This window comes from Streptomyces sp. STAM6, from assembly GCF_054963715.1.
This window is the reverse complement of sequence record NZ_JBUEFZ010000014.1, coordinates 73,386-86,323: the sequence shown is the minus strand read 5'-3', so window position 1 is coordinate 86,323 and position 12,938 is coordinate 73,386. Positions and strand designations below refer to the sequence as shown.

Below are 12,938 nucleotides of genomic sequence, written 5' to 3'. Positions count from 1 at the left end.
GACGTCGTGATGCAGTGACGTCGGTACGCCCTGATGTCGTGACGCCGTAATGCCGTGACGCCGTGATGCCCGGGTGTGGGCACCGTGGTGCCGCTATGTGCTGGGCGTGGCGAGCCGCTCGCCGATGACGCGCAGCCCGGACAGATCGTGTACGTCACCCGGCAGCGCGGGCACTTCGGTGACCGCCACTTCGGGGTGGAGCGCGGTGAAACGATCACGTGTGCGCCGCTCACGCGCGAGTACCTGCATCCGTTCCGCGTGCAGGCGAAGCAGCCCCGCGGTCAACCGCGCCACAGCGGGCGACGGCGCCGCCGAGGCCGCGGTCGGCTCACGGTGCGACTCCATGGACTCGTTCTCGTACGACTCGGAAAGCTCGGGAAGCTCGGGAGAGGTGGCCCCAGGGCCACGAACACCAGTCTTCCCGGACCTATGATCCACAATGCGGCCTTCGTCAAGATTTTCCGCGGCGGCCAGCGCGCGCTCGGCGGAGAGCCGGGCCGCGCCGCTCCCGTGGACCCGGTTGAGGACCAGACCGGCCAGCGGCATCTCCTCCGCCGCCAGCCGCTCCACGAAGTACGCCGCCTCGCGCAGCGCGTCCCGCTCGGGCGCCGCCACCACCAGGAAGGCCGTGCCCGGGGCCTGGAGCAGCCGGTACGTGGCATCGGCCCGGGTGCGGAATCCGCCGAACATCGTGTCCATCGCCGCCACGAAGGTCTGCACGTCGCGCAGCAGCTGACCCCCCAGCAGCTTCCCCAGCGTCCCCGTCATCATCGACATGCCGACGTTCAGGAACTTCATCCCCGCCCGGCCGCCCACCTTCGCCGGAGCCATCAGCAGTTTGATGAACTTCCCGTCGAGGAAGGACCCCAGCCGCTTCGGCGCGTCCAGGAAGTCCAGTGCCGAGCGTGACGGCGGGGTGTCCACGACGATCAGGTCCCACTCGTCGCGCGCCCGCAGCTGCCCCAGCTTCTCCATCGCCATGTACTCCTGCGTGCCCGCGAAACCGGCCGACAGGGACTGGTAGAAGGGGTTCGCAAGAATCGCCCGGGCCCGCTCGGGGTCGGCGTGCGCCTCGACGATCTCGTCGAAGGTCCGCTTCATGTCGAGCATCATGGCGTGCAGTTCGCCGTCACCCTCGATACCGCCGACCCGGCGCGGAACGTTGTCCAGCTGGTCGATGCCCATCGACTGGGCCAGCCGGCGGGCCGGGTCGATGGTCAGGACGACGACCCTGCGGCCGCGCTCGGCGGCCCGTACGCCCAGTGCCGCCGCCGTCGTCGTCTTGCCGACCCCGCCGGCGCCACAGCACACGATGATGCGGGTCGCCGGGTCGTCCAGCAGCGGATCGACCTCCAGGGCCGCGGCCGCCTCCAGGCCGGACGCGGTGCCGCGGCCGGCTGCCGTGTCGAGAGTCATGCGCTCACCCCGAGCTTCCGCAGTTCCTTGGCCAGTCGGTACAGCCCGGCGAGGTCGGCGCCCTCGCCGAGGAGAGGCAGTTCGTACGCCGGTACCTGGAGCTTCGCCAGCGCCTCGCGCTGCTCCCGCTCCAGCTGCACCCGCCGGGCGTGCTCGGCGGCCTGGTCCAGGAGCGGTGTCACGAGCCGGGCCGCGCCGCTCACACCCGCCGACGTGAGCGCCTTGGCGATGTCCTTGCGGTCCCCGGCCGCCGCCCGGACCGCGTCCTCGTCCAGGACCTGCGGCCGCACCATGTTCACGATGACGTTGCCGACCGGCAGATCGGCCGCGCGCAGCTCGGCGACACCGTCGGCGGTCTCCTGGACCGGCATCTCCTCCAGCAGCGTCACCAGGTGCACCGCCGTCTCCGGAGACTTCAGCACCCGCATCACGGCCTGTGCCTGATTGTGTATCGGGCCGATCCTGGCCAGCCCCGCCACCTCGTCGTTCACGTTCAGGAAGCGGGTGATCCGCCCGGTCGGCGGGGCGTCCATGACGACGTAGTCGTAGACGTACCGGCCCTGCTTGTTGCCCTGCTTCTCCGGCTTCTCCCGGCGGCGCACCGCCTCGCAGGCCTTGCCGGTCAGCAACACGTCCCGCACGCCCGGCGCCACGGTCGTGGCGAAGTCGATCGCGCCGAGCTTCTTGAGCGCCCGGCCCGCGCTGCCCAGTTTGTAGAACATCTGGAGGTAGTCGAGGAGCGCGCGCTCGGCGTCGATCGCCAGCGCGTACACCTCGCCGCCGCCTGGTGCGACGGCGATCTTCCGCTCCTCGTAGGGAAGGGCCTCCGTTTCGAAGAGTTGCGCGATGCCCTGTCTGCCCTCGACCTCCACGAGGAGAGTGCGCTTTCCCTCGGTCGCGAGGGCGAGCGCGAGGGCGGCGGCGACCGTCGTCTTACCGGTACCGCCCTTGCCGCTGACGACCTGGAGCCTGCTCACGCCTTCGAGCCTAACCAGTGGCCGGGCGCCTCGAGCAGGAGGCTGCCTGTCTCAGCGGCTACAGTCGGCTCCATGACCAAGTGGGAATACGCGACCGTGCCCCTTCTCGTGCACGCGACCAAGCAGATTCTGGACACCTGGGGCGAGGACGGCTGGGAGCTCGTCCAGGTCGTTCCCGGGCCGAACAACCCCGAGCAGCTCGTGGCGTACCTCAAGCGGGAGAAGCCGTGACCGGCCGCGTCGAGTCGGCCCTGGCCGAACTCGGGCTGACCCTTCCGCAGGTCGTGCCGCCGCTCGCCGCCTACCAGCCGGCCGTGCGGTCCGGCGTGTACGTGTACACCGCGGGCCAGCTCCCGATGGTGGAGGGCAAGCTCCCCGTCACCGGCAAGGTGGGCGGTGAGGTCACCGCGGAGGAGGCCAAGGAGCTCGCGCGGATCTGCGCGCTGAACGCCCTGGCGGCCGTGAAGTCCGTCGCCGGTGACCTGGACCGCATCGCGCGTGTCGTGAAGGTTGTCGGGTTCGTGGCCTCCGCCCCGGACTTCACCGGACAGCCGGGCGTCCTCAACGGCGCCAGCGAGCTGCTGGGCGAGGTCCTCGGCGACAAGGGCGTGCACGCCCGCAGCGCCGTGGGCGTCGCGGTGCTGCCGCTGGACGCCCCGGTCGAGGTCGAGATCCAGGTCGAGCTCGTCGAGGACTGAAACAGCGTGGCGCAAGGGTCCGCGTGAGATCCGCGCGTGAGGTCAACGCGCCGGGGGCCCGTGAGGTCCATGCGTGCCGTCCACGGCGTGCGGTCCTCGTGACGTCCACGGCGTGAAGTCCATGCGTGAGGTCCTTGTGAGGCGCACGCGTGAGGTCCTCGTGAGGTGCGCGCGTGAGGTCCTCGTGAGGCCACTGGGCCAGGTCCTCGTGAGGTCCGTGCGTGTGTCCGCGCGTGACGTGCTCAGGGCCTCGCTGACGGCCCTGCGTCCCTCCTTGGGCGCAGGGCCGTTGCCATGGCCATGTTTCCCCCTCGAACATCGCGACGGATGCGCATAGCATCCGGCCATGCCCAATGGTTCCAATGGTCAGTGGTACCCGCCGGAGTGGCCCGACCGCATCCGCGCGCTCGCCGGCGGTGAGCTCACGGCCGTGACCCCGAAGCGGGCCGCGACCGTACTGCTGCTGCGCGGCGGCAAGCACGGCGGCGGTCCGGAGGTGCACATGCTGCGCCGCCGCACCTCCATGGCGTTCGCGGGCGGCGCGTACGCCTATCCGGGTGGGGGTGTCGACCCGCGCGACGAGCACCCGGTCCGCTGGGCCGGCCCCAAGCTCGCCGAATGGGCGACACGGCTCGGCGTCAACGGCCACGGCGAGGCCCAGGCCATCGTCTGCGCGGCGGTGCGCGAGACGTACGAGGAAGCGGGCGTCCTGCTCGCCGGACCGACCGCCGACTCGGTCGTCAGCGACACCACCGGTGACGACTGGGAGGCCGACCGGGCCGCCCTGGTGGCCCGTGAGCTGTCGTTCGCGGACTTCCTGGACCGGCGCGGGCTGGTCCTGCGCTCGGACCTGCTGGGCGCGTGGGCACGCTGGATCACCCCGGAGTTCGAGCCGCGCCGCTACGACACCTGGTTCTTCGTCGCCGCCCTCCCGGCCGGCCAGCGCACCCGGAACGTCTCCACGGAGGCAGACCGGACGGTGTGGATCCGCCCGTCGGACGGCGCGGCCGGCTACGACCGGGGCGAACTCCTGATGATGCCGCCGACGATCACGATGCTGCGCGACCTGGAGCGGTACGAGACGCCCACCGCGGCCCTCGTCGCGGCCAAGGAGCAGGACATGACGCCGGTACTGGCCCAGGCGCGCCTGGAGGGCGACGAGGTGATCCTGAGCTGGCCCGGGCACGACGAGTTCACCAAGCACGTCAAACACCTCCCGAAGGGTGGTCCCGCCGCATGACCGATGCCGCCGCGCTCCCCGGCCGGCCGCGCGGGGCCGTGGTCTCAGGACCCGCGACCGCCCGCGCCGTCAACGTCCTCGCGCCCAATCCGTCGGCGATGACCCTCGACGGCACCAACACCTGGATCCTGTCGGAGCCGGACTCGCCGCTCGCCGTCGTCGTCGACCCCGGCCCGCTGGACGAGGCCCATCTGGCGAACGTCGTCGCGACCGCCGAGAGCCTCGGCAAGCGCGTCGCGCTGACGCTGCTGACGCACGGCCACCCGGACCACGCGGAGGGCGCCGGACGGTTCGCCGAGCTGACGGGCACCCATGTCCGTGCGCTCGACCCGGCGCTGCGACTCGGCGACGAGGGACTGGCGGCGGGCCGGGCCATCGAGGTCGGCGGCCTGGTGCTGCGGGTGGTGCCGACGCCCGGCCACACCGCCGACTCGCTCAGTTTCCATCTGCCCGCCGACCGCGCCGTGCTGACCGGCGACACGATCCTGGGCCGCGGTACGACGATGGTGGCCCACCCGGAGGGCCGGCTCGGCGACTACCTGGACTCGCTGCGGCGGCTGCGCTCGCTGACCGTCGACGACGGTGTCCACACGGTGCTTCCGGGCCACGGGCCGGTCCTGGAGGACGCCCAGGGCGCGGTCGAGTTCTACCTCGCGCACCGGGCGAACCGCCTCGCGCAGGTCGAGACGGCCGTCGAGAACGGCCACCGGACGGCTCCCGAGGTCGTGGAGCACGTGTACGCGGACGTCGACAGGTCCCTGTGGCCGGCGGCGGAGCTGTCGGTGCGGGCGCAGCTGGAGTACCTGAGCGAGCACGGCCTGATCTGACGAGCCGTGGTCCGGCGCCCCTGATCCGACGATCCCTGGTCCGGTGGTCCTGAGCCGACGGACCTGATCCGACGGCCCTGATTCGCGGCGCTGTGCTGACGGACCTGTTCCGACGGGCGATCAGACGGCCCTGATCCTCAGGTTCCGGTCCGACTGGCCCGGTCCGACTGGCCCGGTCCGACGGGCCGGGGCCGGGGACGAGGCGGAGTCGCGGAGCGTGATGCTTTACGCTCCGCTTACTTCTTGGCTCTGTCTCTGGGGGGATTCCACGTGTTCGTCCTGTCCATCCTGTTGCTCATCGCCGCCGCGGTGCTGTTCTTCGTCGGTCGCGGCAGCGACCGACGGGGCCTCAAGCTCGGCTCGGCGGGTGCGCTGCTCGCCGGCCTCTTCGCCGGCCTGGCCAGCTGCCTGCACGTCATCAGCGCGTACGAGGTCGGTGTTCCGGTGACCTTCGGCAAGGTCGGTACGCCGATGACCTCCGGCATGAACGTCACTTCGCCGTTCACCAACGTCACCACCTTCTCGACGCGCCCCGTCGACCTGAACCTGTCCGACAAGGACGTCGTCGAGGTCCGTTCCTCGCAGGGCGGCGTGATGTACGCGGAGGTGACCGTGAAGTGGGCGGTCACCCCGGCCAAGGCGGTCGAGCTGTACCGCCTGGCGGGCAGCGAGGAGGCCATCCAGCAGCGGCTGGTCTTCCCGGACAGCCGGGAGATCATCCGTAACGTCTTCGCCCGTCACACGAGCGAGGAGGGCTACGCCTCCGCCCGCGAGAAGATCAACACCGAGATCGGTGACCTCATCAAGGAGCGGCTGGCCCCGCGCGGTATCGACGTCACCACGGTGAACCTGCGGAACGTGAAGCCCTCCGACCAGCTGCAGACCCAGATCGACCGAAAGATCCAGCAGCAGCAGGCCACCGAGCGGGCGCTGGAGGCCACCCGTACGGCGAAGGCGGAGTCCGACCGGCGCAAGATCGAGGCGGAGGGCATCGCCCGTGCCAACAAGATCCTCAACGACTCGCTGAGCGACAAGGTCCTGCTGAACCAGTGCATCGACGCCTTCAAGGAGGCGTCCGCGAAGAACCCGGTGTACGCGGTGCCGTGCGGTGGCGGGAGCGGAAACCCGCTGATCGTGGACGGCACGAAGCGCTGACGCGCGACTGACGCGCGACTGACGCGCGACTGACGCGCGACTGACGCGCGGCCGGGGTTCCGCCGGCGTGGCCTGGGCCCGCCGGCATCCGCCCACGCCGCCATCCGCCGACGCCGCCGTCCGCCGACGCAAGAGGGGCCGCCCCGGTGTGACCGGGGCGGCCCCTCTCGTACGGCTCGTACGGCGGACGAACTAGCGCGAGCGCTTGGCCAGCCGCTCGACGTCCAGGAGGATCACGGCGCGGGCCTCCAGTCGCAGCCAGCCGCGGCCGGCGAAGTCGGCGAGCGCCTTGTTGACGGTCTCGCGGGAGGCGCCGACGAGCTGCGCCAGCTCCTCCTGGGTCAGGTCGTGCACGACGTGGATGCCCTCCTCGGACTGCACGCCGAAGCGGCGCGACAGGTCGAGGAGCGCGCGGGCGACACGGCCCGGCACGTCGGAGAAGACCAGGTCGGACATCTGGTCGTTGGTCTTGCGCAGGCGCCGGGCAACGGCGCGCAGGAGGGCGGTGGCGACCTCGGGGCGGGCGTTCAGCCAGGGCTGGAGGTCACCGTGGCCGAGACCGAGGAGCTTCACCTCGGTCAGCGCGGTCGCGGTGGCCGTACGCGGGCCCGGGTCGAACAGCGACAGCTCACCGATGAGCTCGCCGGGGCCCAGGACGGCGAGCATGTTCTCGCGGCCGTCGGGGGAGGTGCGGTGGAGCTTCACCTTGCCCTCGGTGACCACGTAGAGCCGGTCGCCAGGGTCGCCCTCGTGGAAGAGCGCGTCGCCGCGGGCGAGCGTCACTTCACTCATCGAGGCGCGGAGCTCCGCGGCCTGCTCGTCATCGAGCGCCGCGAAGAGCGGGGCGCGCCGCAGAACGTCGTCCACGAGTTCTCTCCTATGTCGACCTGCTCAGGGAGTCTGGTCCCATGATGCCGGACGGTAAAACAGTGCGATCAATCACAACAAGTTTGACGCACTGGTACGCGTGTCCGTGCGGCAGGGCCCCGATTGGGTCCTCATGGTCGCCGTCCGGGGCGGATGTCACCGGTGGCCCTTAGGCTGGCCGGGTGTCCAATTCGCCGGTGAGAGCGCAGGCCAAGGGGGCCGGGAGAGTGTCCGGGGAACAGAATTCCGCTGTGGGCGAACAGTCGTCGACTACGTCCAAGAAAGCGACAAAAGCAACCAAATCGCCCAAGCGTCCGGCGGCTGGGGCAACGAAACCGGCCGGTGCGGCCAAGTCGGCCGGTGCGGCCGGTGCGGCCAAGAAGGCGAAGACCGCCGCGGCCGCGGCCGGTGGGACCGCCACCGGTGGGACCGGGACCGGTGGGACCGGGACCGGTAGGGCCGGGACCGGTAGGGCCGGGACCGGCGCCGGGGGCGGCGCGGCCGGGTCCGCCGTCGCCGGAGGGGGCCGCGGCGGAGGGAGCCGCAAGGGTGAGACCCGGCTCGGGATGGTGCGGCGGGCGCGCAAGATCAACCGGGAGCTCGCGGAGGTGTACTCGTACGCCCACCCCGAACTCGACTTCCGCAACCCCTTCGAGCTGCTGGTCGCGACCGTCCTGTCCGCCCAGACCACCGACCTGCGGGTGAACCAGACGACGCCCGCGCTCTTCGCGAAGTACCCCACCCCCGAGGACATGGCCGCCGCCGTGCCCGAGGAGCTCGAGGAGATCATCCGGCCCACCGGCTTCTTCCGGGCCAAGGCGAAGTCCCTCCTGGGGCTCTCCAAGGCCCTGCGGGACGATTTCGGCGGCGAGGTCCCCGGCCGCCTCGACGACCTGGTCACGCTTCCCGGTGTGGGCCGCAAGACCGCCTTCGTCGTTCTCGGCAATGCCTTCGGTGTGCCCGGTTTGACCGTCGACACCCACTTCGGGCGTCTCGTCCGGCGCTGGAAGCTCACGTCCCAGGAGGACCCGGTCAAGGTGGAGGCCGAGATCGCCGAGATCATCCCGAAATCCGAGTGGACGATGTTCTCGCACCGGGTGATCTTCCACGGGCGCCGCATCTGCCACTCCCGGAAGCCCGCCTGCGGCGCCTGCCCCATCGCGCCGCTCTGCCCGGCGTACGGCGAGGGCGAGACCGATCCGGAGAAGGCCAAGAAGCTGCTGAAGTACGAGATGGGCGGCTACCCCGGCCAGCGTCTGGCCCCGCCCCCGGACTATCCCGGCAGGCCCGCGGCGCCGCTCGGAACCGCCGAGACCGAGGAGTGACGGAACGAATCAGTGGCCGGAACACGTTGTGAGAGCCGGGGGTGCCTATGACGCGCGCTAAGCAGGACGCCGGACGCGGGACGTACGACCGGAGGACCGACCACAGGGCCGACCAGGGGCCCGTGGAGCCGGAAGACCGGCCGCACGGCCGCGCCGCCGCCCGCGGGACGCCCGTCCTCGTCAGCGGCGACGGCCTGCCCGGCTGGCTCGATCCCGTCGCCCGCGCGGCCGCCACCGTCGCCCCCGAGCAGCTCAGCCGCTTCCTGCCGCCCGAGCGCGGAGGCCGCCAGTCCGCCGTGCTCATCCTCTTCGGCGAGGGAGAGCGCGGCCCTGAACTGCTGCTCATGGAGCGCGCCAGCAGTCTGCGCTCCCACGCAGGCCAGCCCTCCTTCCCCGGCGGCGCCCTGGACCCCGAGGACGGCGACCCCGAGGGCGACGGCCTGCTGCGCGCCGCGTTGCGCGAGGCGGAGGAGGAGACCGGCCTCGACCCGGCCGGCGTGCAGATCTTCGGCGTGCTGCCCCGGCTGTACATCCCGGTGAGCGGATTCGTCGTGACGCCCGTGCTCGGCTGGTGGCGCACCCCCACTCCGGTGGGGGTCGTGGACCCGGCCGAGACCGCCCGGGTCTTCACCGTGCCCGTGGCGGATCTCACGGATCCCGCCAACCGCGCGACCACCGTCCACCCCAGCGGACACAGAGGCCCGGCATTTATGGTCGAATCGGCCCTGGTCTGGGGGTTCACGGCCGGTGTGATCGACCGGATCCTCCACTTCGCCGGCTGGGAGGAGCCATGGGACCGCTCGAAGCAGGTCCCGCTCGACTGGCGCTCATGACAGGGTGACTGCTGTGCTCCGCCGCGGGACGGGGCGACCGGTGACGAATCTGCGAGGCTAATGACGGTGAACGTGCTGGACATCCTGTTGCTGGTCGCCGCCGTGTGGTTCGCGATCGTCGGCTATCGCCAGGGATTCGTCGTCGGCATCCTGTCGGTGATCGGTTTCCTCGGCGGCGGAATCATCGCGGTCTACCTGCTCCCGCTCGTGTGGGGGCCGCTGACGGACGACGCCAAGGTCTCGACGACAGCCGCGGTCGTCGCCGTCGTCATCGTGATCGTCTGCGCCTCGGTGGGCCAGGCCTTCACCACCCACCTGGGCAACAGACTGCGCCGCCACATCACCTGGTCGCCCGCCCGTGCCCTGGACGCCACGGGCGGGGCTTTGGTGAACGTGGTGGCCATGCTGCTGGTCGCCTGGCTGATCGGTTCCGCGCTCGCCGGAACGTCCCTGCCGACGCTCGGCAAGGAGGTCCGCAACTCCAAGGTGCTGCTCGGGGTCTCGCGGGTGATGCCCGATCAGGCCTCGACCTGGTTCGCGGACTTCTCCTCGGTACTGGCGCAGAACGGCTTCCCGCAGGTCTTCAGCCCCTTCGCCAACGAGCCCATCACCGAGGTCAGTCCGCCCGACCCCGCGCTCGCCAACAGCCCGGTGGCGACCCGTGCCCAGCGGTCCATCGTCAAGGTCGTCGGTACGGCTCCGAGCTGCGGCAAGGTCCTGGAAGGCACAGGCTTCGTGTTCGCCGAGCGCCGCGTGATGACCAACGCGCACGTCGTCGGCGGCGTCGACGAGCCCACGGTCCAGATAGGGGGTCAGGGCCGGTTGTACGACGCGAAGGTCGTGCTCTACGACTGGCAGCGCGACATCGCCGTACTGGACGTGCCCGACCTGGACGCGAAGCCCCTGCAGTTCACCGACGCGGACGCCCGCAGCGGCGACAGCGCGATCGTCGCGGGCTTCCCGGAGAACGGCGCCTACGACGTCCGCTCCGCCCGTGTCCGTGGCCGTATCAACGCCAACGGCCCGGACATCTACCACCGCGGGCAGGTCCGCCGCGATGTGTACTCGCTCTTCGCGACGGTCCGTCAGGGCAACTCCGGCGGCCCGCTCCTCACTCCGGACGGCAAGGTCTACGGCGTCATCTTCGCGAGGTCACTGGACGACGCGAACACCGGCTACGCGCTGACGGCGGACGAGATCCGCGACGACATCAACCGCGGCCGCACCGCGAACCAGCAGGTCGACAGCCAGGGCTGCGCGCTCTGACGCACCGCGCCCGCGCCCGGGGCCGGACCGTCCGGGAATCCGGAACGGTCCGGCCCCGCGCGTGACGCCCCGGGGAGCCGGGAGGCCGGGCGTAACGGCCCGGAGATTCCGGGAGCCAGAGGTCCGGGCGGTCCGGGGAGCCGGACCGTCCAGGAGGTCCGGGAGCCGGGACCGGGAGCCCGGGGTCCTGGAGCCGGGGGTCCGGGCGGTCCGCAGATTCCGGGCGGTCCGGGAGATCCAGGACCCGGACGGTCCGGCAGGTCCGGGAGATCCGGGAGATCCAGGACCCGGACGGTCCGGGAGATCCGGGAGCCGGGGGTCCGGGTGGTCCGCAGATTCCGGGCGGTCGGAACAGCGCCGCGCAGCCTGGTGATCCCGATCCGGCACGCAAGGCCCGGAACGGTCTGGGGCACGGCGCCCCGTGCCGTTCCGGAGGTCCCGATCGGCCGGGGCGCCATCTTCGGCGCCCCGCCCCGCCGCCCGGGAAGGTCCGGATCAGCCCGCCGGAGCCGGCAGGAGGGTCCCGTAAGAGGTCGCTAGCCGCGCGGATGGCGCAGCCGCGCCGAGACCCAGCGGGCCCGGCGGCGGAGGATCCGCGAGATCCCGAGGCGGGGGTCAGGCCCCTGGCCCCCCTGGGGACCGTTCCTCTGAGTCATCGGCGCTGAGGCCGAGCGGCGGTTGCGTGCTGCGTCAGCGTAGTCGTGCGTCCAGCCCATACCCCGACGTCTGCCCGGGCCCCAAGGTCGGTAACCGCCCGCGGCGCCGCCAATTGGCCTATGCGCCAGGCATTTGGCTGTTCATAGGACAACCGTTCTCCGGCGTTCCCGGCGCAACCTCCTAGCGGTCGGGCTCGGGGTCCTTCAGCCAGCTGATGAGCTCCGTCGAGAACGCCACCGGGTCCTCCTCGTGGGGGAAGTGGCCGAGCCCGTCGAACAGCCGCCAGCGGTACGGCGCTTCCACGTACTCGCCGGAGCCGGCAGCGCTCCGCGTCCGCATCGCCGGGTCCAACGACCCGTGAAGGTGGAGCGTCGGCACCCGCACCGGGCGCTTCATCCGCCGGTTGAACTGGATGCCGTCGGGGCGGGCCAGCGAGCGGACCATCCACCGGTACGGCTCGATCGAGCAGTGCGCCGTCGACGGGATCGTCATCGCCCGCCGGTACACCTCGATCGCTTCCTCGTCCGGCAGGGTCGGCCCCGACCAGTCCCGGATCAGCCGGCCCACCAACGCGGCGTCGTCCGCGACGAGCTGACGCTCGGGCAGCCAGGGCCGCTGGAAGCCCCACACGTACGAGCCGGCGCGCGACTGCGAGAAGTCGGCGAGCATCGCCGAGCGCCACCGGCGCGGGTGCGGCATCGACGAGACCGCGAGCCGGCGCACCAGCTTCGGGCGCATCACCGCGGCCGTCCAGGCCAGATAGCCGCCCAGGTCGTGCCCCACCAGCGCCGCGTCCGGCTCGCCCAGGGACCGCACGACTCCGGTGATGTCGAGCGCCAGGTTGGCGGGATCGTAACCGCGCGGGGTGCGGTCGCTGCCGCCGACGCCGCGCAGATCCATCGCCACCGCCCGGAAACCGGCGTCGGCGAGCGCCGTCAGCTGATGCCGCCAGGTCCACCAGAACTGGGGAAAGCCGTGCAGCAGCAACACCAGCGGTCCGTCGCCCATCTCGGCGATATGGAAGCGCGCACCATTGGCCGCCACGTCACGATGGGTCCAGGGCCCATCGATCCGTACGGGACTGCCGGTGGGGCTGCCAGTGTTGCTCTCAGGGACCGTCATGCAGACGAGCGTGCCACAGTCGAGTCCGCGCCCGCGTCGGCAGCCGCGCCCCCGGCCGGCTCCGCGCCCGTGCCGGCCTCGATCCGGAGCGTCACCGGACGCGGGTGGGGCTTGGCGTTCCCCAGCACGGCGGCCGTCCGCTTCACCGAGGTGATGGACTTCTCCGGAGGCTTGACCTTCTTGAACTTGGAGACCGCCAGCAGCGACAGCACCGCGGCCAGCACCAGGTACGCGGCACCGACGATCAGGAACGACCAGGCGAGACCCAGCCCCAGATTGTGGATGCCGTACGCCGCGGCGAAGCTCAGCACCGGCAGCGAGAACAGCGCGAACACGCCCGCGATGCTGAAGGCGGTGCCGCCCATCAGGCCGCGCCTGACGTCCTGTCGCAGTTCGGCCTTGGCCAGCGCGATCTCGTCGTGGACCAGCGCGGACATCTCGGCGGTCGCCGAGGCGACCAGCTGGCCGAGGCTGCGCTCGGTACCGTTGACGGCGGGGTCGCTCATCGTCTCGCTCCCTCTTCTCTTCTCCGGGCCGATTCTCGTCTACGGTCCG

The 12,938-nt window shown here is 71.4% G+C and carries 14 protein-coding genes; 8 read left to right on the top strand and 6 right to left on the bottom strand.

The window, feature by feature from the left end; translation table 11 throughout:
* Window positions 1-93: 93 nt before the first annotated feature.
* Together ACY34K_RS18805 and ACY34K_RS18800 are read right to left on the bottom strand one after the other, a co-directional pair.
* Window positions 94-1,416, bottom strand: a complete 1,323-nt coding sequence (locus tag ACY34K_RS18805) for an ArsA family ATPase (protein ID WP_462748477.1) — start codon at window positions 1,414-1,416, stop codon at window positions 94-96.
* Window positions 1,413-2,393, bottom strand: coding sequence for an ArsA family ATPase (locus tag ACY34K_RS18800; RefSeq protein WP_462748475.1), 981 nt, complete (start codon window positions 2,391-2,393; stop codon window positions 1,413-1,415). Before ACY34K_RS18800 ends, ACY34K_RS18805 begins: the two co-directional genes overlap by 4 nt.
* A gap of 72 nt (window positions 2,394-2,465) precedes the next feature.
* Between ACY34K_RS18800 and ACY34K_RS18795 the strand changes: the two genes are divergently transcribed.
* The 5 genes from ACY34K_RS18795 to ACY34K_RS18775 all read left to right on the top strand — a co-directional run bounded on the left by ACY34K_RS18795 (window position 2,466) and on the right by ACY34K_RS18775 (window position 6,313).
* Entirely contained in the window at window positions 2,466-2,624 is a 159-nt protein-coding gene (locus ACY34K_RS18795; RefSeq protein ID WP_019992579.1) for a DUF4177 domain-containing protein, read from the top strand.
* A complete protein-coding gene (locus tag ACY34K_RS18790; protein WP_462748472.1) occupies window positions 2,621-3,091 on the top strand; it encodes a RidA family protein in 471 nt (156 codons plus the stop codon). The genes ACY34K_RS18795 and ACY34K_RS18790 overlap by 4 nt, the downstream gene beginning before the upstream one ends.
* 346 nt (window positions 3,092-3,437) lie before the next feature.
* Window positions 3,438-4,331 (top strand): NUDIX hydrolase, encoded by an 894-nt coding sequence (locus ACY34K_RS18785; protein ID WP_462748470.1) that lies wholly within the window; start codon window positions 3,438-3,440, stop codon window positions 4,329-4,331.
* On the top strand, window positions 4,328-5,158 hold the full coding sequence (locus ACY34K_RS18780; RefSeq protein ID WP_462748467.1) for an MBL fold metallo-hydrolase: 831 nt from the start codon (window positions 4,328-4,330) through the stop codon (window positions 5,156-5,158). Before ACY34K_RS18785 ends, ACY34K_RS18780 begins: the two co-directional genes overlap by 4 nt.
* A gap of 270 nt (window positions 5,159-5,428) precedes the next feature.
* Window positions 5,429-6,313 carry a prohibitin family protein gene (locus ACY34K_RS18775; protein ID WP_462748587.1) on the top strand — a complete coding sequence of 295 codons (885 nt, stop codon included), beginning with the start codon at window positions 5,429-5,431 and terminating at the stop codon, window positions 6,311-6,313.
* Between the two features lie 192 nt (window positions 6,314-6,505).
* Here ACY34K_RS18775 and ACY34K_RS18770 read toward each other — a convergent pair whose 3' ends face one another.
* Entirely contained in the window at window positions 6,506-7,180 is a 675-nt protein-coding gene (locus ACY34K_RS18770; RefSeq protein ID WP_014046869.1) for a Crp/Fnr family transcriptional regulator, read from the bottom strand.
* Window positions 7,181-7,431: 251 nt separating this feature from the next.
* On the opposite strand from ACY34K_RS18770, the gene nth reads away from it, so the two are divergent.
* The 3 genes from nth (at window position 7,432) to ACY34K_RS18755 (ending at window position 10,604) form a co-directional block, all read left to right on the top strand.
* On the top strand, window positions 7,432-8,505 hold the full coding sequence (gene nth / locus ACY34K_RS18765; protein WP_462748464.1) for an endonuclease III: 1,074 nt from the start codon (window positions 7,432-7,434) through the stop codon (window positions 8,503-8,505).
* Between the two features lie 47 nt (window positions 8,506-8,552).
* Complete coding sequence (locus ACY34K_RS18760) at window positions 8,553-9,338, top strand: NUDIX hydrolase (RefSeq protein ID WP_462748462.1); 786 nt, start codon at window positions 8,553-8,555, stop codon at window positions 9,336-9,338.
* Between the two features lie 66 nt (window positions 9,339-9,404).
* Window positions 9,405-10,604 carry a MarP family serine protease gene (locus ACY34K_RS18755; protein WP_462748460.1) on the top strand — a complete coding sequence of 400 codons (1,200 nt, stop codon included), beginning with the start codon at window positions 9,405-9,407 and terminating at the stop codon, window positions 10,602-10,604.
* A gap of 536 nt (window positions 10,605-11,140) precedes the next feature.
* Here ACY34K_RS18755 and ACY34K_RS18750 read toward each other — a convergent pair.
* The 3 genes from ACY34K_RS18750 to ACY34K_RS18740 all read right to left on the bottom strand — a co-directional run bounded on the left by ACY34K_RS18750 (window position 11,141) and on the right by ACY34K_RS18740 (window position 12,889).
* Entirely contained in the window at window positions 11,141-11,320 is a 180-nt protein-coding gene (locus ACY34K_RS18750) for a hypothetical protein (protein WP_462748459.1), read from the bottom strand.
* A 121-nt stretch (window positions 11,321-11,441) separates the two neighbouring features.
* Entirely contained in the window at window positions 11,442-12,383 is a 942-nt protein-coding gene (locus tag ACY34K_RS18745; protein WP_462748458.1) for an alpha/beta fold hydrolase, read from the bottom strand.
* Complete coding sequence (locus tag ACY34K_RS18740) at window positions 12,380-12,889, bottom strand: phage holin family protein (protein WP_462748456.1); 510 nt, start codon at window positions 12,887-12,889, stop codon at window positions 12,380-12,382. The genes ACY34K_RS18745 and ACY34K_RS18740 overlap by 4 nt, the downstream gene beginning before the upstream one ends.
* Window positions 12,890-12,938 lie beyond the last annotated feature (49 nt).